General features: G+C 71.0%; 21 protein-coding genes and 2 pseudogenes. 8 read left to right on the top strand and 15 right to left on the bottom strand.

Going from position 1 to position 21,551, the window contains the following annotated elements:
* Positions 1 to 308 precede the first annotated feature (308 nt).
* The 4 genes from ABD296_RS06790 to ABD296_RS06775 form a co-directional block, all read right to left on the bottom strand.
* Positions 309 to 1,271, bottom strand: coding sequence for an NADP-dependent oxidoreductase (locus ABD296_RS06790; protein ID WP_344262637.1), 963 nt, complete (start codon positions 1,269 to 1,271; stop codon positions 309 to 311).
* Positions 1,268 to 2,176 (bottom strand): alpha/beta hydrolase, encoded by a 909-nt coding sequence (locus ABD296_RS06785; RefSeq protein ID WP_344262635.1) that lies wholly within the window; start codon positions 2,174 to 2,176, stop codon positions 1,268 to 1,270. Before ABD296_RS06785 ends, ABD296_RS06790 begins: the two co-directional genes overlap by 4 nt.
* 60 nt (positions 2,177 to 2,236) lie before the next feature.
* A complete protein-coding gene (locus tag ABD296_RS06780) occupies positions 2,237 to 3,130 on the bottom strand; it encodes an SDR family oxidoreductase (RefSeq protein WP_344262633.1) in 894 nt (297 codons plus the stop codon).
* Between the two features lie 71 nt (positions 3,131 to 3,201).
* Positions 3,202 to 3,963: an SDR family oxidoreductase gene (locus tag ABD296_RS06775; protein ID WP_344262631.1), complete on the bottom strand. Its 762-nt coding sequence runs from the start codon at positions 3,961 to 3,963 to the stop codon at positions 3,202 to 3,204.
* 135 nt (positions 3,964 to 4,098) lie between these two features.
* Here ABD296_RS06775 and ABD296_RS06770 point away from each other — a divergent pair, with 135 nt between their 5' ends.
* Positions 4,099 to 5,019, top strand: coding sequence for a LysR family transcriptional regulator (locus ABD296_RS06770; RefSeq protein ID WP_344262629.1), 921 nt, complete (start codon positions 4,099 to 4,101; stop codon positions 5,017 to 5,019).
* 89 nt (positions 5,020 to 5,108) lie between these two features.
* Here the strand turns inward: ABD296_RS06770 and ABD296_RS06765 are convergent.
* Positions 5,109 to 5,959, bottom strand: a pseudogene (locus tag ABD296_RS06765) (Tn3 family transposase); the annotation flags it as partial.
* Between the two features lie 369 nt (positions 5,960 to 6,328).
* Here ABD296_RS06765 and ABD296_RS06760 point away from each other — a divergent pair.
* Complete coding sequence (locus tag ABD296_RS06760; protein WP_344262627.1) at positions 6,329 to 6,664, top strand: hypothetical protein; 336 nt, start codon at positions 6,329 to 6,331, stop codon at positions 6,662 to 6,664.
* Between the two features lie 206 nt (positions 6,665 to 6,870).
* On the opposite strand, the gene ABD296_RS06755 is transcribed toward ABD296_RS06760, so the two are convergent.
* Genes ABD296_RS06755 through ABD296_RS06745 form a run of 3 tightly spaced genes read right to left on the bottom strand, consistent with a single transcriptional unit; the run spans position 6,871 to position 10,096 of the window.
* Positions 6,871 to 7,629, bottom strand: a complete 759-nt coding sequence (locus tag ABD296_RS06755) for an ABC transporter permease (RefSeq protein ID WP_344262625.1) — start codon at positions 7,627 to 7,629, stop codon at positions 6,871 to 6,873.
* Positions 7,626 to 9,164 carry an ABC transporter permease subunit gene (locus ABD296_RS06750; protein ID WP_344262623.1) on the bottom strand — a complete coding sequence of 513 codons (1,539 nt, stop codon included), beginning with the start codon at positions 9,162 to 9,164 and terminating at the stop codon, positions 7,626 to 7,628. Before ABD296_RS06750 ends, ABD296_RS06755 begins: the two co-directional genes overlap by 4 nt.
* The gene (locus ABD296_RS06745; protein ID WP_344262621.1) at positions 9,161 to 10,096 is read right to left on the bottom strand and encodes an ABC transporter ATP-binding protein; all 936 of its coding nucleotides are present in this window, start codon (positions 10,094 to 10,096) and stop codon (positions 9,161 to 9,163) included. The genes ABD296_RS06750 and ABD296_RS06745 overlap by 4 nt, the downstream gene beginning before the upstream one ends.
* A gap of 181 nt (positions 10,097 to 10,277) precedes the next feature.
* Here ABD296_RS06745 and ABD296_RS06740 point away from each other — a divergent pair, with 181 nt between their 5' ends.
* Both ABD296_RS06740 and ABD296_RS06735 read left to right on the top strand, forming a co-directional pair.
* Positions 10,278 to 10,940 carry a response regulator transcription factor gene (locus ABD296_RS06740; RefSeq protein ID WP_344262618.1) on the top strand — a complete coding sequence of 221 codons (663 nt, stop codon included), beginning with the start codon at positions 10,278 to 10,280 and terminating at the stop codon, positions 10,938 to 10,940.
* On the top strand, positions 10,937 to 12,043 hold the full coding sequence (locus ABD296_RS06735) for a sensor histidine kinase (RefSeq protein WP_344262616.1): 1,107 nt from the start codon (positions 10,937 to 10,939) through the stop codon (positions 12,041 to 12,043). The genes ABD296_RS06740 and ABD296_RS06735 overlap by 4 nt, the downstream gene beginning before the upstream one ends.
* Positions 12,044 to 12,627: 584 nt before the next feature.
* Here the strand turns inward: ABD296_RS06735 and ABD296_RS06730 are convergent.
* The 4 genes and pseudogenes from ABD296_RS06730 to ABD296_RS06715 form a co-directional block, all read right to left on the bottom strand.
* Positions 12,628 to 13,329, bottom strand: a pseudogene (locus ABD296_RS06730) (IS701 family transposase); the annotation flags it as partial.
* Positions 13,330 to 13,431: 102 nt separating this feature from the next.
* On the bottom strand, positions 13,432 to 14,322 hold the full coding sequence (locus ABD296_RS06725) for an NmrA/HSCARG family protein (RefSeq protein WP_344262614.1): 891 nt from the start codon (positions 14,320 to 14,322) through the stop codon (positions 13,432 to 13,434).
* 114 nt (positions 14,323 to 14,436) lie between these two features.
* Positions 14,437 to 14,862, bottom strand: a complete 426-nt coding sequence (locus ABD296_RS06720; protein ID WP_344262611.1) for a MarR family winged helix-turn-helix transcriptional regulator — start codon at positions 14,860 to 14,862, stop codon at positions 14,437 to 14,439.
* Between the two features lie 844 nt (positions 14,863 to 15,706).
* Positions 15,707 to 16,309 (bottom strand): TetR/AcrR family transcriptional regulator, encoded by a 603-nt coding sequence (locus ABD296_RS06715; protein ID WP_344262609.1) that lies wholly within the window; start codon positions 16,307 to 16,309, stop codon positions 15,707 to 15,709.
* 88 nt (positions 16,310 to 16,397) lie between these two features.
* Between ABD296_RS06715 and ABD296_RS06710 the strand changes: the two genes are divergently transcribed.
* Positions 16,398 to 17,492 carry a saccharopine dehydrogenase NADP-binding domain-containing protein gene (locus ABD296_RS06710; protein ID WP_344262607.1) on the top strand — a complete coding sequence of 365 codons (1,095 nt, stop codon included), beginning with the start codon at positions 16,398 to 16,400 and terminating at the stop codon, positions 17,490 to 17,492.
* Between the two features lie 172 nt (positions 17,493 to 17,664).
* Here ABD296_RS06710 and ABD296_RS06705 read toward each other — a convergent pair whose 3' ends face one another.
* Together ABD296_RS06705 and ABD296_RS06700 are read right to left on the bottom strand one after the other, a co-directional pair.
* Positions 17,665 to 17,961 carry a hypothetical protein gene (locus ABD296_RS06705; RefSeq protein WP_344262605.1) on the bottom strand — a complete coding sequence of 99 codons (297 nt, stop codon included), beginning with the start codon at positions 17,959 to 17,961 and terminating at the stop codon, positions 17,665 to 17,667.
* A gap of 146 nt (positions 17,962 to 18,107) precedes the next feature.
* Positions 18,108 to 18,296 carry a hypothetical protein gene (locus ABD296_RS06700; RefSeq protein WP_344262603.1) on the bottom strand — a complete coding sequence of 63 codons (189 nt, stop codon included), beginning with the start codon at positions 18,294 to 18,296 and terminating at the stop codon, positions 18,108 to 18,110.
* A 575-nt stretch (positions 18,297 to 18,871) separates the two neighbouring features.
* Here ABD296_RS06700 and ABD296_RS06695 point away from each other — a divergent pair.
* Positions 18,872 to 19,096 carry a hypothetical protein gene (locus tag ABD296_RS06695; protein WP_344262601.1) on the top strand — a complete coding sequence of 75 codons (225 nt, stop codon included), beginning with the start codon at positions 18,872 to 18,874 and terminating at the stop codon, positions 19,094 to 19,096.
* Between the two features lie 37 nt (positions 19,097 to 19,133).
* Here ABD296_RS06695 and ABD296_RS06690 read toward each other — a convergent pair whose 3' ends face one another.
* Positions 19,134 to 19,601, bottom strand: coding sequence for a GbsR/MarR family transcriptional regulator (locus ABD296_RS06690; RefSeq protein ID WP_344262599.1), 468 nt, complete (start codon positions 19,599 to 19,601; stop codon positions 19,134 to 19,136).
* 142 nt (positions 19,602 to 19,743) lie between these two features.
* Between ABD296_RS06690 and ABD296_RS06685 the strand changes: the two genes are divergently transcribed.
* Positions 19,744 to 20,625 (top strand): ABC transporter ATP-binding protein, encoded by an 882-nt coding sequence (locus ABD296_RS06685; protein ID WP_344262597.1) that lies wholly within the window; start codon positions 19,744 to 19,746, stop codon positions 20,623 to 20,625.
* Positions 20,626 to 20,674: 49 nt separating this feature from the next.
* Positions 20,675 to 21,526, top strand: coding sequence for an ABC transporter permease subunit (locus tag ABD296_RS06680; protein WP_344262595.1), 852 nt, complete (start codon positions 20,675 to 20,677; stop codon positions 21,524 to 21,526).
* Positions 21,527 to 21,551: the final 25 nt, after the last annotated feature.

The raw sequence follows: 21,551 nt of genomic DNA, 5'->3' as shown, positions 1-21,551 counted from the left end.
CCACGGCTTCCTGTCATCCAGCGAGGTCTACTCTGACCTTTGCGGACAAGTTGATGCATTGATCCACTGAGGCCGCCCCCGTTTGACGACAGGCGGGAAGCCGGGGAGAACGACCTGACGGCTCGGATCACGGCCTGTCGCAACTTCTGACAGCAATACCGGTTTCCTGGTCCGCTCCTACTCGGACCCCGACACCGCCGCGGGGCTGCCTGATGCTGGGGGTTGCTCGCCGGAGCCGCTGCGGAGAAGGTGCTGGGCGCTCATTGAGGGCTCCGCTCCCGCCTGAGTCAGCGTCACCTGGGCTCAGTTCAAGCGTCGTTGCCCTCGATGCTGTTGGGGACGGCGTTGGGGAGGAGGACGACCTTGCCCAGAGGGTGGTCGTGTTCCAGGTGGGTGAAGGCCGCCCGGACCTCTTCCAGCGGGTGGGTCCGGCTGATCGGCACCTCGATCCGGCCGGCCGCCGTCAGTTCGGCCAGCTCGGTCAGCACCGCCCGGCTGGTGCCCTCGGCACTGCCCTGGGACCGGGTGCCGAGCGCGGCGGCGGCGCCGTGGTCGAGTGTGTTGACCTTGCGGGGCGGCACCCCCAGGGAGAGTGCGGTCCGCGGGTAGTCGCCGCCGTGGAAGTCGAGGAAGGCGTGCGCCGTGCCGGCTCCGTCGCCCTCGATCGCCCGGCGGAGGCGTTCGGTGACTCCACTCCCGTAGTGGACGAGGGTGGCGCCCTGGGACTCCAGCCAGTCCCTGTGCCGCGGGGAGGCGATCGCGACCACATGCGCCCTGCGCAGGCGCAGGAGTTGGACGGCGATGGTGCCGACCCCGCCGGTGGCCCCGCTGACCACGACCGTCTCGCCGGCCCTCGCATCGACAGCGGTGACCGCTGCCCAGGCGGTACTGCCCGCGACGTAGAGGGCGCCTGCGGCGGTCCAGGGGAGCCCGCCGGGCTTGCGGACGAGCTGGTCGTGCGGGACGACAACGTACTCGGCGTGGCTGGACCGCTCCCAGGACCAGCCGAGAACCGGGTCCCCGGGCTCCCGGCCGGTCACCGCCGCCCCGGTCGCGGCGACGGTTCCGGCGAGGTCGCTGCCCTGTCCGGAGGGGAACGTCGTGGGGAACCGCTCGTGCAGGGCCCCGGTACGGATCTTGGCCTCGCCCGGGTTGATCCCGGCGGCCCGCACCTGTACCAGCACGTCACGTGGGCCCAGCGGACGCGGTTCGACGTCCTCGACGCCGAGCACGTCGATGTCTCCGTAGCGGTGGAAACGTACGGCTTTCACGGGCGTCCCTCCGGCTGGATATGGCCGTTGATGAAGGCGGCGACCTGGTCGAGGGCCTGCGCCGCCTCGTCGACGAGCGGGGCGAAGCCCTGGAAGACGTGCGGCGCTCCGGGGAAGGTCCGCAGGGTGACCGGGACGTCGGCGTGGGCGGCCCGCGCGGCCAGCCGCAGGGCGTCGTCGAGCAGGATTTCCCGGCCGCCGGCCTGGATCAGCAGCGGCGGCAGTCCGCGCAGATCGGCATGCAGCGGGCTGGCCAGCGGGGTGCGTGGATCCGCCCCGGCGAGGTAGTCGGCGGCCCTGGTCTGAAGGGCCCGGCGGGTGAGCGCCGGATCCGCGTCGGCCCGGGTGGTCATGGTGCCGCCGGACTGGGTGAGGTCCGTCCATGGGGACAGGACGGTCGCGGACGACGGCTGCGGCAGCCCCGCGTCCCGGATCGCCAGCAGCAGGGCGAGGGCGAGGCCGCCGCCGGCCGATTCGCCGGTGACCGCGATCGAGCCGGCCGGGACCCCTCCGTCGAGCAGCGCCCGGTAGGCGGCCAGCGCGTCGCCCACCGCGGCCGGGAAGGGATGTTCGGGGGCGAGCCGGTAGTCGACGGACAGCGCGGTGGCCGCGGTGCGCCGGGCGATCTCGGAGACCAGGCCGACGCTGGCGGCGGCGGAGCCGATCGCATAGGCGCCGCCGTGGAAGTACAGCACGGTGCCGGCCGTCGGCACTGCGTCGCCGGCGCGCACCTCGACGGCGGGCACTCCGCCCAGGTCGGTGGTCCGGGTGCGGACGTCGCCGGGCACCGGCGCGGCGCCGAGCATCTCGTCGAAGACGCGGCGCATCTTCGCCACGTCGCCGCCCAGGTCCAGCGGCGAGTTCAGCAAGAGGTCGGAGACGGAGTCCAGCTGACTGCGGGTCATGTCGTCGTTTCCTTGCGAGGGGAGGTGATGCGATCGGTGACGGAACGGGCGCGGGGCGGCCTACCCGCGGGCGACGTGCAGGACCTCCTCGAAGCCCATGCGCCGCACGAAGTCCGCGCGCGCCTCCAGCACCGCGGAGTTGGCCTGCTCGACCAGGGAGTTGGTCAGGTCCACCACGCTGCGGAAAGGGCGCTCGCCGAAGGGCAGGGACAAGATCCTGGTGATCTCCTCGGCGACCACCACGGGGTCGGTCTGCGTGCCCGGGGTGAACAGACTTTCCGTGGCCTGCTCGTTGCGGGCGACCAGCGGGTCCAGGGCCCGGTAACCGGCGGTGACACCGGTGGCGTCCACGGGACGTCCCGCTTTGGGGAAGTGGTCGGTGCCCTGGGTGAAGGCTCCCGGCATGACGATCACCGTCTCGATGCCGAGCGGGGCCACCTCGTAGGAGGTCACCAGCGCCAGCGAGTCCATCGCCGCCTTCGACACCACGTACGGACCGAGGAACGGCGGTGTGGTCACCGGGATGGTGCTGCCCACGTAGAGGAGGGTGCCGCTGCCCTGCCCGCGCAGGTGCGGCAGCGCGGCGCGGTTGAGCCGTTGGACGCCGAGGGTGTTGACGTCGACCAGGTGGGCGATCTCCTCGGCGGTGAACGCCTCGACGTAGCCGGTGACCAGGTGCCCGGCGTTGTGGATGACGACGTCGAGCGCTCCCGCGTTCTCGAGCACGGCCGCCACCGCGCGGTCGGCGGACTCCTGCGAGGTGACGTCGAGTTCGACTACGTGCAGGTCAAGGCGTTCGGCCGCGGCCAGGCGGTGCAGTTCCTCGGCGCGGGCGGCGTTGCGGCCACCGGGGGCGCGCATCCAGGCGTAGACGCGGTGACCGGCCCGGGCCAGGGCTCGCGCGGTTAGGTTGCCAATACCGGTGGCGGCACCCGTGATGAGCACAGTCGACATGGTGGGTCTCCTATCGGAGGGTGAAGGGGAGGAAGGGAGAGGGAGGAGAGAAGCGGAAGTGGTGGAGAGGGTCAGGCGATGCCGCCGTTGCTGTACAGCACCTGGCCGTTGACCCAGCGGCCGGCGGACCCGGCCAGGAAGGCGACGGCCTCGGCGATGTCCTCGGGTGTGCCGAGCCGCTCCAGGGGTGCGGCGGCGGCGATCCGGCCGATCAGCTCCTCGCTCTTGCCCTCGACGAAAAGCGGTGTCGCGGTCGGCCCGGGGGCCACCGCGTTGACGGTGACGTCCCGGCCGCGCAGTTCGCGTGCCAGGATCAGGGTCATGGCCTCGACCGCGCCCTTGGTCGCCGCGTAGCCGCCGTAGCCGGGCTGCTGGAGCCGGGTCACCGAGGTGGAGAAGTTGATCAGCGCGCCGCCGGGGCGCAGCCTGCGGGCCGCGAGCCGGGAGACCACGAAGGTCCCGCGGACGTTGACCCGGTGCATCCGGTCGAAGGCTTCCAGCTCCATCTCGGCGAGCGGGGCCAGCAGCATGATCCCCGCGGTGTTGACGATCACGTCGACGCCGCCGAAACGTTCCTCCACGGCGTCGAAGAGCCCGGTCATCTCCGTCAGCTCGGCGACGTCGCCGGGCAGGGCCACCGCCGTGCCGCCGGCTGCGATCACCGACTCGACGACCGCCTCGGCCTTCGTCGCGCTGCCCGCGTAGTGGACGACGACTGCCATGCCGTCCGCGGCCAGCCGGCGCGCGACCGCGCCCCCGATTCCGCCCGAGCCGCCGGTCACCACGGCCACCCTCGGCCGGCTGGATCCGTGCTGCGATACCGCGCCGTTCATCACTGCTCCTGATCCGGCGTCCGGACGGACGCCTGGCACTGTGCTGGTTCGCGGGCGGTCCGCCCGGCGACCGGTTCAACCCTCCGGCACCTGCAACTATTTGTCCAATGCATCATCGAGATATAGATTATTCAGATGGTGCATATCGAACGGGTCGACCTCAATCTGCTGGCTCCGCTGGCCGCACTGCTGGAGGAGCGGCATGTCTCGCGCGCCGCCGAAGTCGCCGGAATGAGCCAGCCGGCGATGAGCCGGGCCCTGCAGCGGCTGCGGGACACCCTCGGCGACGAGCTGCTGGTGCGCACGCCGGGCGGGTACCGGCTCACCCCGCGGGCCGAGCGCGTCCAGCGTCAGCTGCGGGCAGTCCTGCCGCGGCTGGAGAGCCTGTTCGCCCCGGAGGAGTTCGACCCCGCCGAGGCCGCCGAGGCGTTCCGGGTCGCGGGCACCGACTTCACCCAGGTGTTCGCGCCCGCGATCTTCCAGCGTGTGTTCCGGGAGTCGCCGCGCTCAACCCTGCACTTCCGGACCTGGCACGACGCCATTTACGAGGACCTCGACCGGGGGGTCGTCGATCTGGTGTTCTTCGCCAGATCAACGCCCCTTACCACCCTGCACACCGAGCATCTCTTCGATGACCGGTTCGTCTGCGTGCTCTCCGCGGACCACCCGCTCGCCGAACGTCCGGCGATCGCCCTGGAGGAGTACCTGGACGCCACCCATGTCATCGTCGGCACCATCGGCGAGCGCCAGACCGCGATCGAGCAACGCCTGGAAGACCTCGGCGAGCGCCGCCGGGCCGGACTGACCGTCCCCTACCACTCCCTGGCCCTGCGCTCGGTCCTGGGCACCCGGCTGGTCCTCACCCTGCCCGCGCGGCTGCTCGCGGAGCAACGCCCGGAACCCGGCATCCGCATCCTGCCCGCCCCCCAGGAAATCCGGCCACTGGGATACCACATGGCCTGGCATCCCCGGCTCGACGGCGACCCGGCGCAGCGCTGGCTGCGGAACGCCATCCGCGCCATCACCTCCGAACTGCCGGAGCCGACCCAGCACTAGCGAGTGGTTTCTGCTCCCCTGCGTGGTGCTGCCTTGGGCCGTCGAGCAGTACGACGCCGCGCTGGTGCCCACCGGCTGACGCCTCGGCTTCAGTCGGCCGCCGACTCGTCCTCGTCCAGCTCCGACGCGTCCGGGTCGCGCAGCGGGCGCAGGGCGCCGGCGGCCGGGGTCGAGGCGGTGAAGCTATAGCGGCCGAGCAGGTTCAGGTTGCGGTGCTTAAGCGCGGAGAGCCGAGCGATGTCCACGTCCCGGATCTCGTGGCCCTCGGCTTTCAGCTGGGCGACGGCGGCGTCGATGTAGCGGGTCGTCCAGAGCACGATGGCGTTGAGGACCAGGCCGAGCGCGCCGAGCTGATCCTCCATGCCGTCGCGGTACGCCTGGTGGATGGTGCCGCGCTTGCCGTGGCACACGTCCCTCGCCAGCTTGTGGCGGGACTCCTGCACGGTGAGCTGCCGGTTCATCTGCCTGCGGTAGGTGTCGTCCACCGGGCCGACCACCCGCAGCAGGTGCTCGGTCTTGGCGATCCGCCCGTACTCCGCGAACGCCGCCCCGAGCGGGGTGGGCCGGCCGTCGCGGCCGAACATGCGCAGCAGGTCGTAGGCTCGGACCTGGTTGGTGACCAGGGACCCGGCGACCTTCAGCATGTCCGGCCAGTGCGTGATCACCTTGTTCAGGTTCACGCGGTTGCGGGCCAGATCCTCCACCGCGCCGTACGTGCCGGTCTCGACGCCGGGCATCGTGGCCCGCCAGAACCGCTGATCGTCCAGGTCACGGAACCTGGGGCTGAAGTTGTAGCCGAGTCGCGCGGCGTGCCGGGCACGACCATCTGCCCGATGCCCGCGACCTGATCGTTGACGGCATTGAGCCAGGTGATGCCCCGCTTGAACCCGAAGTACTTCGGCGACGGGGCGGCGTTGATGGTGCGCACCGGCACCTGGAAGCAAGGTGTTCCCGGCACGGCGCCCGCTCCCGGACTGCGGAGACAGCGAGCAAGGCGACAAGCGCGACGGCGACCACCCGGAGCGAAGCCGGTAGTTCCGTCCCATCACCGGGCCGGCCGGCGGTCGCCTCCGGTCGTCCCCCCTCCCCCAGAGCTCGGGCTCGCATGGGCGCGCGCGGAAGCGCTGGCATTCCATCTACAGGGCCTTGGCCGGCTCGCCCGCAGCGCACGCTCGGCCACCAAACAAGCCGCCGAGCAGGACACGGCCGCCTACTTGTCCGCCGAGCAGGCCAGCCTGCAGCACCTGCACCAGCAACTGGCCGACGAGGCGGCGCACTGCAGGCACTGCTGGCCAACGATGAGGCGACCGTGTGCGAGGCGGTGAGCACCGCGTTCGCCGACAACCCCGCCACCGGCTGCGCCGTCGGCGTCCAGGAAGGGATCCTGTCGGTGGTGATACGCCAGCCGGACCTGGACTCCCTGCCCGACCAGACCCCCGCCATGACGTCCGCCGGGCGGCCCACGTTGAAGAAGCTGACCCAGCGCGACCGCATGCTGTGGTGGCTGACCACCCTCGGCTCCAACATCATCGCCACCCTCAAACAGGCCCTCGCCACCGCACCCGCCATCACCGCCATCGACCTGGCCGCCCTCACCCGCATACCCGACACCCAACGGCTCGGCATCATCGCCTACGGCCGCTGAACCCGCCACGCCGTCGAAACCACCCCTTGGCGCCAGCCGCAAACCGCACTGCGCTTCCTGGACACCGGGCAGGACATGGCCTGCTCGATCACCACCACCGCGTCCGGCAACCTGTCCACCAAGGTCAAGCCCCTGGACACCGACAAGGTGACTGTAGGATCGGCCGACGGGAGTGCGGCGCGGGTCCGACGACGGCTTCGCTGCTGCTAGGCGTCGCGCGTGCGCAGCAGCAGACCGCCGACCAGCAGCATCGCGGCGGCCCACCCGGCGGTCACCCCGAGCCCGGCCCAAGGGCCGATGGGCAGGCTCCCGAGATCGGTGGTGGCCTGGACGGCGAGCCCGGACGTCATCGGCGCGGTCTTCTCCAGCAGGCGCCGCCACCCCGGGTCGCTGACGGTCCGGGAGAGGATCGGGACGACGTAGAGCAGGGCGAGGACGACACCGATGCCGGTCGCGGAATCCCGCACCGCGGCCGCGACACCGAGGCTGAGCAGGCCGATCAGGACCAGGTACACGACCGTCCCGAAGACCGCGCGCAGCGTCGGCCCGTCGGGCAGGGACAGGGCCCGGTCGCCGGCGGCGGGCAGGACGAGCCGCCCGGCGAACACCGCGCCGAGGACGGCGACGGTCCCGCCGGCGGCCACCGCGCCGCTGAGGGCGACGGCCTTGGCCGCGAGGGCCGTCGTCCGCCGCGGCACCGCCGCCAGGGTGGTGCGGATCATGCCCGAGCCGTGCTCCCCGCTGATGACCAGCACCCCCAGGATGGCGACCGGCGCCTGGCCGAGGTAGACGCCCACGAGGGTCAGCCTGATCGTGTCGCCGCCGCAGCCGCCGACCGTGCAGTTCGCCAGCGACGCCGCGACGGCGCTCAGCGCCACCGTCGCCGCGACGGTGCCGAGCAGCAGCCACAGCGGGCCGGCGACCGTCCGCATCTTCGTCCATTCCGCGTGCAGGGCGACTCTCATGCGTCCCTCCTGTTGAGCAGCACGGCGGCCGCGGCCAGGCACGCCACCGCGTAGGCCGCCAGGACGGCGAAACCGGCCCACGGCGCCAGCGGGTAGTAGCCGTTGTAGGGCGTGTAGTGGCTGGCGACCTGGTCGTACTCCACGAGCGTCTGCTGGACGGCGAACGCCGCCCCCGGCGTCACCCGCGACAGCCAGTTCGCCGCGCTCGCCGGCATGAACGGGAGGGCGGTGAGGATGTAGGGCAGCACGATGGCGACGATGACGGTGGTGACCGCGCCGGCGCTGTGCCGGACGATCCCGCCGACGGCCAGGGCCAGGACCGCGGCGGTCGCGAGCAGCGCCGCGGTCCCGCCGGCCACCCGCAGTTCGGTCATCGGCGGCACCGGGAAGAGGTAGACGCCGTTGTTCCGGGCGAGCCGCTCGCCGAGCGCGGTCGCCAGGACCGTCCCCACCAGCCCGGCGGCGAAGGTGACGGCCCACAGCACGATCGCCTTGGCGGCCAGCACCCGGCTCCGCCGCGGGCTCGCGGCCAGGGTCAGGCGGATCATCTTGTTCCGGTACTCCGCGGTGACGAACAGCGCCCCCACGACGATCACCGCGATCAGCGCGGCGAACGTGCCGGTGAGGAGCTCCCGGAGGGTGCCGCCGGTCGGGAGGGACTCGCGGACGGCGGGCGCGATGTCACCGGCGCCGGTGACCGCGAACCTGCCGTCGGATCCGGTGAACGAACCCGACGCGCCGTCCGGGTAGCCGGCGAACGTGGAGGAGCGGGGACCCACCTGGACGCCGGTCCACCTGCCGCCGGTCCGGCCGCCCTGGACGCGAAGGTCGCCGAAGGCGGCCGTTGACACGGTGCCGGCCGTTCCCATGCCGTCGAGGGCGGGCGGAGACGCGACGAACAGCCCGACCTGGGCGGTCGGCCCGAGCCCGCTCACCCGCGCGGTGCCCATCCTGGTCCAGTGCGCGCCGTCGGCGGACGTGTAGCCGGTGATCACGTCGCCCGAGCGGTCCAGCCGCAGCTGGCGCGGAGACCCGGCGGAGACCGCGCCGGGCGGACCGGCCGTGTCGTGGACGTAGGCGTCCTGCATCCGCACGCCGCGGCCGCCGGTAACCACGATCGCCGCGTAGGGCGAGCCCTGGCGGGTGCTCTGCTTGATGATGAGCCCGGCCTTCGCCCACGGCACGGCGCCGGTCCGCTGCTCCCTGGGCCCCTCGGGGATGCCGCTCTTGAGCGCGGAGACGGAGACGGAGATGCTGCCGTTCCCGGTCAGCGGCTGATGCACGAAGTAGAAGCTGTCGGTGACCGGCCCGCCTCCCGGCCCGACCGGAACGGGCGGCGAACCCTTCTGATGGCTGCTGACGCTAGCGAGCACGGCGAACAGCAGCAACAACAGGGCCGCGACCACCATGCCGACCAGCCAGCCGCGGACGGTCCGGAACTTCGTCCACTCCGCGTGCAGCACCTGCAGGAATCCGTCCCGTCCGACCTGCCGGCCGGACCGGCCGGACCGGCCGGACGTCGTGACGGCGGTCACCGGGACACCTCCGTGTGCGTCGCGGAGCGGAACTCGACCGCTTCGCGGGTGAGCTCCAGGTAGACGTCCTCGAGCGTGGCGCGGTGCGCCGACACCTCGGAGAACGGCACCGCGCTCTGGCCGAGCAGCGCCACGATCCGGTCCGCGGGCCGGCCCGAGACGGAGATGGTGTCGCGTCCGGTGGTCGCCACGGTCGCGCCGGCCTGCGCCAGCACCCGCATCGCATGCGCCCCGGCCGTGGTCCGCACCGTCACCCGGTCCCCGGAGACGGCCGCGATCAGGTCCGCCACGGCGGCGTCGGCGATGGCCCGGCCGCGCCCGACCACGACGAGATGATCGGTCGTGTCCTGCACCTCGCTCATCAGGTGGCTGGAGACCAACACGGCGCGGCCCTGCGCCGCCAGCGACCGCAGGAACCCGCGCATCCACACGATGCCGTCGGGGTCCATGCCGTTGAACGGCTCGTCGAGCATGATGACCGGCGGGTCGCCCAGCAGGGCCGCGGCGATCCCGAGCCGCTGCCGCATGCCGAGCGAGTAGCCGCCGGCCTTGCGGCGGGCCGCCGGGCCCAGCCCGACCTGCTCGATCACCTGCTTCACCCGCCGCGCGTCCAGCCCCTGCGAATGCGCCAGCCACAGCAGGTGGTCGAGCCCGCTGCGGCCCGCGTGCAGCGCCGCCGCGTCCAGCAGCGAACCGACATGCGTCAGCGGATGCCGCAGGCCGCGGTACGGCCTCCCGCCGATGAGCGCGGTGCCCTCGTCGACCGCGTCCAGGCCGAGGATCACCCGCATCGTGGTGGACTTCCCGGCCCCGTTCGGCCCCACCAGGCCCGTCACCACACCCGGGCGGACGGTGAAGGACATGCCGTCGAGGGCCAGGGCCGCCCCGTATCTCTTGCGCAGTCCGGCGACGACGATCCCCGGGGCGCTCATCGCAGCGACCTGCTTCGCAATGCACTCATGCCGACGGTTCTACGCACCACCCGGTTCCAGCCCGGTCGCGGCGGCCGCGACCCGGCTGCGACCGGGGATCTGGCATCGTCGGACGCATGGCACCTCGACCCGGCGGCCCGCTCGGCCGCCCAGCGCGCACGACGACCGGCGGTCCGCGGCGGTGAGGGTCCTCGTCGTCGAGGACTTCGAGGTCCTCGCCCGCTCCATCGGAACCGGGCTCCGCCACGAGGGCATGGCCGTCGACATCGTCCTGGACGGCACCACGGCCCTCTACCGGCTCTCCGTCACCCGCTACGACGTGGTGGTCCTCGACCGCGACCTGCCTGGCGTCCACGGCGACGACATCTGCCGGCGGCTCGCCCGCGGCCGCTGCGAGACCCGCGTCCTGATGCTCACCGCCTCCGACACGATCGAGGACCGCGTCGACGGCCTCAGCCTCGGCGCCGACGACTACCTGCCCAAACCCTTCGCGTTCGCCGAACTGGTCGCCCGCGTCCGCGCACTGGCGCGCCGCGCCACCCCGCCGCTTCCCCCCACCCTGGAAAGCGGGGACATCACCCTCGACCCGGCCCGCCGCACCGCGCTCCGGGCGGGCCGGCGCCTCAAGCTGAGCCCCAAGGAGTTCGCCCTGCTCGAATGCCTCCTGTCGGCCCCCGGCCTGGTCATCTCCGCCGAGGAACTGCTCGAACGCGTCTGGGACGAGGCCGCCGACCCCTTCACCAGCGCCGTCAAGCACACCATGCACCGGCTGCGCGCCAAGCTCGGCGACCCGCCCGTGATCGAGACCGTCCGCGAAGGCGGCTACCGCCTCGGATCGCCATGACCGCGCAGCAGCTCGCCCGGAAGTCCTTGCAGACGCGGCTCGCGCTCGCCTACGCGGCGGCCGTCTACGCCGCGGGGGTCCTGGTGCTCGTCCTCGTGCTCGTCCCGCTGGTCAGCGTCGGTTCGACCACGCCCGAAGGGCGGCCGTCATCGGGCGTGACCACCGGATCCGGAGGCGGGATCAGCCTGGCCCAGGCGCTCACGGGATCCGCCGTCGCCCTGGTCGTCCTGATCCCCGTCGCCCTGGCTCTCGGCTGGTTCGTCGCCGGCCGGTTCCTGCACCCGCTGCGCGCCATCACCGCCACCGCCAGGAACATCTCCGCCGGCGACCTGCACCGGCGCCTCGACCTCGGCGAGCCCGCCGACGAGCTGACCGAGCTCGGCCACACCCTCGACGGCCTGTTCGCCCGCCTCCAAGCCTCCTTCGACGCCCAGCGCCACTTCGTCGCCAACGCCTCCCACGAACTGCGCACCCCCCTCGCCGGCCTGCGCACCCTCCTCGAAGTCGCCCTCGCCGACCCCGGCGCCGACACCGCCACCCTGCGCGCGGCCTGCCGGGAGGCCATCGCCCTCGGCGAACACCAGGAGCGGCTCGTCCGGGCGCTGCTCGCGCTGGCCACCAGCGAGCGCGGCGTCACCCGCTGGGACACCCTCGACCTCGCCCAAGTCGCCGAAGGGGTGCTCGCCTCCCGCCGCGACCGGGCGGCGGAGAGGGGCATCGTCCTCGCCGAACACCTCGCCCCCGCGGTGACCGCCGGCGACCCGAAACTGATCGAAAGCCTCGTCACCAACCTCATCGACAACGCGATCCGCCACAACCACGCCGGCGGGCAGGTGGAGATCACCACCGGGACGTCCGGCGCGCAGGCGGCCCTCAGCGTCGTCAACAGCGGGCCGGTCGTCCCCGGCGACCAGATCCAGCGGCTCTTCCAGCCCTTCCAGAAGCTGGCGCCCGACCGTCACGGCCGCGGCGACGGCTACGGTCTCGGCCTCGCCATCGTCAACGCCGTCACCGAGGCCCACCACGCCACCCTCACCACCAGCGCCCGCCCCGAAGGTGGCCTATCCGTCGCCGTACAGTTCGCCCCCACAACCCGAAAGTGACTCGCCCTCGCAGGCCCATGAGAGGCCCTCGCCGTCCGGTGCCCCGGATGGAGCGGCGGCACTAGAGGTCGACGGATCCGCCCACCGGGATGTTCGGGCAGCCGGGCAGCCCGTCGATGACCTCGGCGTGCACGCCGATTCTCGCGCGCCATCCGCACGATCAGCGTCTTGATCGAAACACCGGTGGGTGGACGTCCCGGCCGGCGCCGGTCAGCATAAGTCCATTTGCGGGCGACCAGGTGGCGGTGCCAGCGAAGGATCGTGGCCGGGGTGACCGGGAAGATCTCCGCCCAACAGCGGCGGTGAACCAGCCGAGACGACGCCGCCAACCACAGCCGGTCGCCGTGATCCCACCGCGGCCGACCGCCCAGCTGACGACGCAGCACCTGGTTCTCATGCCACAGCACAAGCAACTCGACGTCCTTGGACAGATCCGACCGAACCAGCACCCCCAACAAGCCGAACAGGCACCTCACCAACCGGTACAGCAGCGACAGCAGCACCTCAAGATGGTCCCCGCCAGACACGTGATCCGGCAGCGAGACGCCAGATCACAGCATGAATCAAGTTTCCGAGCGGCACACGGTCGGGACGCGACGATCGCAGCCGATGGCCAGCACATACCCGACCTGGTGGATCTCCAGCTCGTCCCGCAGGGCGGGATCCGCGCCGTATACCTCGTCCCCGGCGATCCATCGCGCTGGCACCCCAGCGTTCAGGGCGCGGCGGATCATGCCCGTGGCCAGCGCGGGCTTGGTCAGGAACTCGATGTCGGCGGGCACCCCGGCTTCGGCGCACCGGTCGGGGTCGCCTGTCCAGGACTTCGGCAATGAGAGCTCGCGGTCGATCATCGCGTGGCCACGGGCGCCGGCGTAGGTCAGGTAGACCGCGACCTGAGCGTCCTCGATCCGCCCGGCGGTGCCGGTGTACTGGCGCTGGACCCCGACCGTGCAGGTGCCCTTCTTCAGGTCACCGGTCTCGTCGACCACCAGCACCGCATCGGTGTCGCCGAGGTTGGTGGTGACGTAGTCGCGCAAGTCATCGTGGACGCCGTCGGTGTCCCAGCCGGCTCGCCCGAGCAGGTACTGCATGCCGTGCGGATCCACATCACCGGCGTGCTCGGCGATGCTCCAACAGTTCTTCCGGGGCAGGTCGGCCAGCCCGACCAGGAACCGGGCGGCGCGGCGGCGAGTCTCGATCCGACCGAACCTGGCGGCGATCAAGGCGAGCAGCCTGTCGGTCTCGGCTCGCCAACGGTCAGGTTCCACTCTGTGGCCCACGGCCACCGCTTGATCATCTGATGTCGACACAACGGAGGAGGATCACGCGGTGGCCGTGCCATGTCCGGGACCGCCACGCCTGCAAGATCACGGCCTACGGCTGGAGTATCAGGAACGGACCCGGTCCGCGGGCGCGGTCCAGCCGGTGGCACGGATCCACTCGGCCAGGTTCCAGGTGGTCGGCTCGATCGCCTTCACTGCTGCGAGGTCTGACGGGTGTTCGGACGCCTTGGCGAACTCGCGGAACATCGCCTTGTCGAGGTCGTTGCCGAGGACGCTCAGTGGCAGGGCCTCGTAGCGTGACGGTAGCCCGGCGCGCGCGCCGAACGCGGCGGCGATCTGGGGACCCGTTGGCTCGTCGCCGATGACCTCGACGGCTCCGCCGGGCACGTCCGCGGTGTCGAGCAGGATCGCGGCGGCGACCTGGCCGATGTCCTTGATCGAAACCATCTTCAGGGCGATGTCGTTCGGCAGCGGCAGCCTCAGCACGATCGTTCCGTCCTCCAGGCTCGGCGCCATCACGGTCGCGAAGTTCTCCATGAAGGCGGTCGGGCGAACCATCGTGGCCCTCAGGCCGGAAAGCTTCAGGTATTCCTCGATCCGGTGCTTCGAGTCGTGGTGCGGCACGCCCGTTTCGCGATCCGCTCCGAAAACCGAGTTGAACACGACGTGCGGCACGCGCGCTGCGGCCGCCGCATCGACGAGGGCGGTGCCCACCCGGACCTCCTCCTCGATCTCCTCGAGGCTGTTCGCCTCCGGGGTCATGAAGTAGAACGCGTCGACGGCCTCCAGCGCGGCGACCGTTGACGCCGGGTCGTCGATCCGGACGGTCGCCAGCTCGACGCCTCGGGCGGCCAGCGCCTGCGCGCGATCGGACTCGGGGGTGCGGACGAGGGCCCGCACCCGCGCTCCTCGGGCCAGGAGCGCGTCGACGACCGCCCCGCCCTGCTGTCCCGTCGCACCGAAGACCGCGATCGCACCGTTTTCCCGCGTGACCATGTCGTCACCTCTCGCTAGGGCATGGCATGAACCCTGACTAGTTCACGCCATGAACAATACTAGTTCATGGCATGAACTGAAGCATGAGGGTGCCTAGGAGGACTGCGCGGTATGTCAGGACGAGGTGGACGCCGAGACGCCCGACGCGTCCACGATGGCGGTGGCCAGGCGTTCGAAGTCGCGCTGGTCGTCGGCGTCGAGGTTCTCCGCGACGTCGGGCAGGCGCTTGGTGGTCTCGGCGAACACCGCCTCGGCGAGCACCTTCCCCGTGGGCGTCACGCTGAGCATGATGACCCGCCGGTCCTGCTCTGAACTCGCTCGGCTGACCAGGTGGCGCCGCTCAATGCGATCGACGAGCTGGGTCAGCGCGTTCTTGGTCATGCCGAGCGAGGCGGCGAGGTACGCCATCTGCCGCGGCTCGTCCTTGACCGCGCACAGCAGCGTGGCCTGCAAGGAAGTCAGGTCGTACTCGTCGCAGATCTGCGCGTACCTCCGCTGGATCAGGACCGAGAGCCAGAAGAGCTTGTCACCGTAGTCCACGCCCACCGCCCCTCGTCTGGCGCCGAACGCCTAGTCTACCGACGCCGATTGGCTTGCCCGACCGTCCAGCTGCCAGTGAAATCCGCCTTGCCTTGCCTGGCCTGGAGCGCCGCGATCCCTCCGCGAAGTCCTCGGCGCCTGGCAAATCCGGCCGGACTCGACGAGCACCAGGTCGGCCGCTGGACCTCCTGGCGGCGTTGGCCGGTGTTCGCGATGCTCGCCCACACTCTGCTCGCCGTGATCGCCGCCCACGACGATGCCACACGACCGACCCCGGCCGGTTGATCGCGTTGACCTGAAACGAAGTTCAACGGCTGCTCACCAGCCTGAGTCCTGGCACCCGCCCGCATCCTGGCCTGCCCGAGGCCTGGTCGATCTGACGCCGATGCCACCAACACCGAGCCCGCACCAGCCACTACCGACGCCAAGAAGCAACACCTCACTCGCTATAACGATCTAGGAGGGTCGGGGACTGGCGCGGTTCCGTCGAGGCTGATCAGGCCCAGGTGGTTCGGTGAGAGCAGCACCTGTTTGATTCCCCATCCCCAGGCTCGGCGCAGCCCCTTCTCGGTCAGCTTCGCCAGCCACAGCGTCCGGAGGAGACCAGAAGAGGGCCTCGAAGGGGGTGGTGCAGAGCGCAGTACGGCCAGTACCGGATCAGTGAGCTGTTGACAGCAACGATCGGTGACGCTCTGTGACTGGGCACGATAGTTGGCCACTGTGCATACCAGTTGGCCACTCTGGTTCTTTTGAAGAGTTCCGCGGCAGTGGCCAAGAAGTCGGGCAGGTGGAGACGTCGGCCCCGCCCTGAAGCGATCACCTATGGCACGGGCAGACGTCCCTCTCACGTCCCGGCGAGAGCGGTTCGCAGTTCGTCGGTCACCGTGTGCAGGCAGCTGCCGAAACTCGCACGCCCTTCGGCCTCGATCCAGTGCCGGAAGGCGTTCTGGAAGGCCACCGTGGCGAGCTGCGCGACCAGTTCGGCCGTCTCGGCGTTCACCTGACGTTGCTTCAGGGCGTCGCGGATCGCAGCGGTGATCGCAGCGGTCTTGGTCCGTTCGCGTTCCTGCAACTCGGGGCTGGCGTCGATCACCGCCCGGCGCTCCGTCGCGCCGTCCACCTGCTCGACGAGCTCGGCACCCACTCGCGCCAGCGCGTCGAGGACGGCGGCGAGCGGAGCAGCGTCCGGGTCCGCCGCCCGGACCGCCTCCGCCAGTGCCGGGGGCAGGCGCTCCGAGCCGGCGAACAGGACCTCGCGCTTGTCCGGAAAGTAACGGAAGTAGGAACGCCGGGTGAGTCCGGCCCGCTCGGCGATATGGGTCACCGTCACGTTGTCGTAGCCGCGCTCCAGGTACAGCTCCAGAGCCGCCCGCTTCAGGCGCTCCTCCGCACCCGGATCCCACCTCGCCACAGGCCGACGGTAACAGGTGATGGCGCACTGTGCCATCGATGCTAGCCTGCACTCATGACACACTGTGTCATCACTGGGGATGCCCGTCCCCGGTGAGGCCCGGAAGAGGCAGGCTGACATTCACATGACCGAGACCAGCGAGGTCAGGACGAACGACGAGGTGTGGGTCGTCGGGGCCACCGGCCGTGTCGGCCGAGGTGTGACCGCGCGACTGGCTGCGCGGGGGCTGACGGTCGTGCCGGTCGGGCGCGGCCGGGAGCGGATGGTCGCCGCCGGGGCCGAAGCCGGTCTGCCCGGGGATGCGAAGGTGGTCGTCGCCGACTCGGCCGAGCGGATCGCGGAGGAGATCGTGCGGGAACGCCCGCGGGTGGTGGTGAACACGATGGGCGCTTTCGCCGCCACCGCACCGGTGATCGCCCGTGCCTGCATGCCCGGCGGCCACTACGTCGACCAGGCCAGCGACCTGGTCGCCGTGGAGGGGCTGCTCGCCCTGCACGATGAAGCGGTGCGGGCGGGCAGCACCCTGGTCACCGGCGCCGGATTCGGCGTGCTGGCGACGGAGGCGGTGGTGGCGAAGCTGTGCGAAGGGCGGCCCGCGCCGCACCAGGTGCTGGTCGACGCCGTGGGCTCGGTGGCCGTCGAGGCGGGAGTGCTCGGTGCCGCCCTGGCGGCCAGCATGGTGGACGTGCTCACCGCCGGTGGGCGGCGGTACGAGAATGGGCGGCTGGTGACGTCGCGCCTCGGCGCGGACCCGCAGCGACTCGCTTTTCCGGACGGGGAGTCGGCAAAGTCGGCAGGTGTCGCGTCCGGCGAGCTCGTCGCGGCGCATGCGGTGAGCGGAGCACCGTTCGTCACCGCCACTTCCGGTCTCGTGCCGACCGCTCCGCTGATACGTGCCCTGCTCCCGCTGCTGGGCCGATTGTTGTCCGTTCCGGCGCTGCGACGCCTCGCCGTCGACCGGCTCGGCCGGGTACGGATCAAGGCCGCGCCCCGTCCTCGCAAGCACTCCTGGGGGCACGCTGTCGTCGAGTGGGCGGACGGCACCCGGCACGAGGGATGGCTCCGCGCCGGCGACGGTATGGACTTCACGGCCGACGTCACCGCCACCGTCACCGAACTGCTGGCCCGTGGCGTCGGCAGGCCCGGGTCCTGGACGCCGGCAGCCGCCCTCGGGGCTGACCTGGCGACGTCCGCGGGCGGCGCCTTCATACTGGACTGAGGAGCGCCGACGCACGCCGTCCGGCGGTTGCCGGGGCCTCGGCGAGTGCCCGCGACAACCGCCAGGGCGCACACGGCGGCGGACTCCAGCAAGGCGCTCCGGGACGGCTGGGTTCTTCGAACGTTCAGGTGGGCGATCTCGTCGGGTTCGGTGATCGGTGGAGGCAGTGGCGTTAGCGGGCGGGCGTTGGTGATGCCCTGATGAGGCCGATGCTCGTTGTAAAGGTCTCGAACTCGCGGAGGGCGTGGAGCAGGTGACGCTGGTTCCAGATCAGAGTCCGGTCGAGCAGTTCACGGCAGCAGGTCTGTACCCACCGCTCCATCACCGCGTTCATCCTCGGCAACCGCACCCCGGTCAGCACCACCCGGATACCGACATCGGCCAAGACCACGTCGAACAGCTCAGGGAACTTGGCGTCCCGGTCGCGGATCAGGAACCGTGCCCGGCAGCCGGCGTCCTCCAGATCCATGACCAGGTTCCGCGCCGCTTGGGTCACCCACGCTGTGGTCGGGGTGGCCGGTGGCGCCCAGAACCCGGATGCGGCGGCGGGTGTAGTGCTCGATGACCGCCAGCACGTACATGCGGGCGCCGGTGAGAGTCACGGTCCCCAGGAAGTCACACGCCAGCAACACCCTCGGCCTGGAAACTCAGGAACCCGGCCCAGGTGGTGGCGGAACGCTCAGGCGCCGGATCGACGCCGGCGTCGTTGAGGATCTCCCAGACAGCGGCAGACGCCACCTTGATGCCGAGCACCAGCAACTCGCCGTGCACCCGCCGATAGCCCCAGCCCAGGTTCTCCCGCACCAAACACAGAACCAGAGCCGGACGGAACGGACGGTCGGTGGCCGGCCCGCCCGCTTGGGTGTCGAGCGGGCAGCGTGCCGACCGGCAATCAGGACGCGGTGCCAACGCAGCACCGTGTCCGGCCGCACCAACAGCCGCGTCCGGCGCAGTACACCGCGAGGCAACCGGTTCAACAGCGCCGCCAGCAGCGCCCGGTCCGAAACGGTGAACCGCACCCGCGTCCCGGCCAACTGACCCTCCAACACCGCGACCTGATGCCGCAACACCAAAATCTCGGTGTCCTTCTCCCGAACAGTCATCGAGAGAAGGCGGAGGGCCGCGAAGGTGTTCGCCACAGTCAAGAGGCCAATCGCAACAGCACAGCCACCCATCATCCCGCGGCAACCGCCTCGCCGCGGCCAGTCCTTGCGACTGACCAAGCCCCGTGTCGGAGCCCACGTCCTGCACGTCCCACCTGCACGGACGTAGTTTTCGGCAGGCACAGGGCCGGGCGCCCTGTGGCGTGCGGGCGATGAGGTAGGGGCCCGGCCACAAAAGGTACGATCCGCGAAGGCGGCTGGCGCTTCCTGCCCTTCATGGCCTATGTCCTGGCCGGACAGCGGGAACTGGGCAACGTCCTCGGGATGCCGTGGACCTTCGCCGGACGCATCGTGCCGGTGCTGGCCGTCTACGAACGCGCGCGCCGCTTGGCACGTCTCCAACTCAGTATCAGCCGCAACCACATCGGCCCACTCGTCGGCAGTGATTTCCGGTCCATACTCCCCGACCAGTCGTCTCTTCGCGTGATGTGCAGGTCATAGCCCATGCATCGCACACTACGGATTGGCTACTGACGAATCAGCGTGACGGCTGTTTGCGTTCGGCGTGCCAGCGCTCTACAAGGGTGGGCAGTTCGCGGAACATGAAGCCGTAGAAGTCGCGCATCTCCTCCAGCCGTCGGGCGGCCGGGGAATCGGGGCCCGCGGCGGCGATGCCTTCGTCGGCGGCCTCGAACATGGCCTGCACGATGCCGTTCTGCGCCGACATGAGCGTGGCCCAGGCGCCGTAGCGCAGCCGGTAGTGCTCGCGGCGGCTGCCGGGGGCGGGCGCTCGTTCGATCAGTCCGACCGTGGACAGCATCTTGATCGCCCCTGACACCGAGCCGGAGCTGATGCCCAGCTGCTCGGCCAACTCGGGGGCGGTGACGCTGTCGGTATCGGCGAACAGGAAGGCCGCCATCACGCGCGCGGTCGCCTTCTGCATGCCGCCCTGGGCCAGCGTCAGAGCCATCCGCTCGGCGGCTTCGGTGGTGTCTGCCAAGGTCATCCCTTCTCCACGGTCCGAAGCAAGTTTAACAGCTCCAAGTCTTCAGAAAACTTTGAACACTCTGATAATATCTATGACATGCGAACGGCGATCGAGCTCACCGAGCTCACCAAGTCCTATGTGTCCGGGCACGGGTCCCGGCGTGTCGTCCGTCGAGGCCTGTCCGGTCTCGACCTGCATGTGGAGGCGGGCGAGGTGTTCGGCTACCTCGGCCCCAACGGCGCCGGGAAAATCCACCACCATCCGGCTGCTGCTGGACCTGATCCGCCCCACCTCCGGCACCGTCCGGCTGCTGGGAGGCGACCCCCGCGCCGACGCGGTCGAGTTGCACCGCCGCATCGGCTACCTGGCCGGCGACTTCGTCGTCGACGGCCGTCAGAAGGCCGGTGAGTGCCTGGCCTTCCTGGGGAACCTGCGCGGCGGCGTGCCGGCACGCCGCATCACCGAGCTGGCCGACCGGCTGGAGTTGGACCTGTCGGCGCGGGTCAAGAGCCTGTCCAAGGGCAACCGGCAGAAGGTCGGCCTGGTCCAGGCGTTCATGCACCACCCCGAGCTGCTGATCCTGGACGAACCCACCTCCGGGCTGGACCCGCTGGTGCAGCAGACGTTCCTGGACATGGTCGCCGAGGCCAAGACGGCCGGACAGACGGTGTTCATGTCCAGCCACATCATGAGCGAGGTCGAGGCGGTCGCCGACCGGGTGGCCATCATCCGCGAGGGCCGCCTGGTCGCCCTCGACACCGTGGCCGGGCTGCGCGCCCGCTCGTTCCTGCGGGTGCGCATCGACTTCGCCGCGCCGGTGGCCGCCGAGGAGTACACCGGCCTGCCCGGCGTCACCGACCTGACGGTGGAGGGGGCCACCCTCACCTGCCGCGTGGACGGCAGCCCCGACGCCCTGATCAAGGCCGCCGCCCGGCACACCGTGACCGGCCTGCGCGCCGACACCCAGGACCTGGAAGAGCTGTTCCATGCCTACTACACCGGCGAGCACTCCCAGGGCGCCGCGGACGACCGCACCGCCTGACCCGCCAACCCCCGCCGCTCCCTACTCCTTCTCACACATGGGACTCGCCATGACCACCACTTCCCCCACCACCAGCGCCGCTTCGGCGGCCGTGCTGCCCGGCGCCTCCGGCCCGGCCCGCGCCTTCGGCCGCTCGATGTTCACCAAGACCCTGTTCGACAACCGGCGCATCTTCACCGTCTGGGCCGCGGCCACCGGCCTGCTGACGATGATGTACGCCGGCTTCTATCCGCAGATCTCAGCCGACTCCATGGCCGACATGCCCGAGGCCGTACAAGGGTTCGGCCTGGACGACACCTCCAGCGCCGCCGGATACCTCCAAGGCGCGGTTTTCGGGCTACTGGTGCCGCTGCTGGCCACCTTCTACGGCGCCGCCACCGGCGCCCGCATGATCTCCGCCGACGAGGAGTCCGGCTACCTGGACCTGCTGCTGGCCCACCCCATCGGCCGCCCCCGCCTGCTACTGCACCGCTTCGCCGCCCTGGCGGTGGGCGCCGTCGCCATTGCCACCGTGGTGCTGGCCGCCGTGCTGGCCGTACGCTCCAGCGCCGAACTCGACTCGGTGCCCGTCGGACACTTCGCGGCCCAGGCCCTGAACCTGGCGCTGCTGTCGGCGCTGTTCGGTGCCCTGGCCACCGGCATCGGCGCCGCCACCGGCTGCAGCCGCGCCACCGTCTTCGGCATCACCGCCGCCCTGGGCGTCGCCACTTACGCGTTGAACGGCTTCGCCCCGCAGATCGGCGCTGACTGGCTGCGCGACCTGACCCCGTTCCACTACTACATCGGCGGGGAACCGCTCAAGAACGGCTTCCAGGTCCTGGACACCGCCGTCCTGGCCGCCGCCACCCTCGTCCTTGTCACCGCCGGAAGCCGGCGATTCGCCCGCCGCGATCTCGGCTGAATCCCCTGGCCCGAGCCTCACCGCG

Origin of the sequence: Actinomadura napierensis (genome assembly GCF_039529375.1) — a bacterium.
GTDB lineage: Bacteria > Actinomycetota > Actinomycetes > Streptosporangiales > Streptosporangiaceae > Spirillospora > Spirillospora napierensis.
Note: the sequence above shows the minus strand (reverse complement) of the source record. Positions and strands in the feature narration are given on the sequence as shown.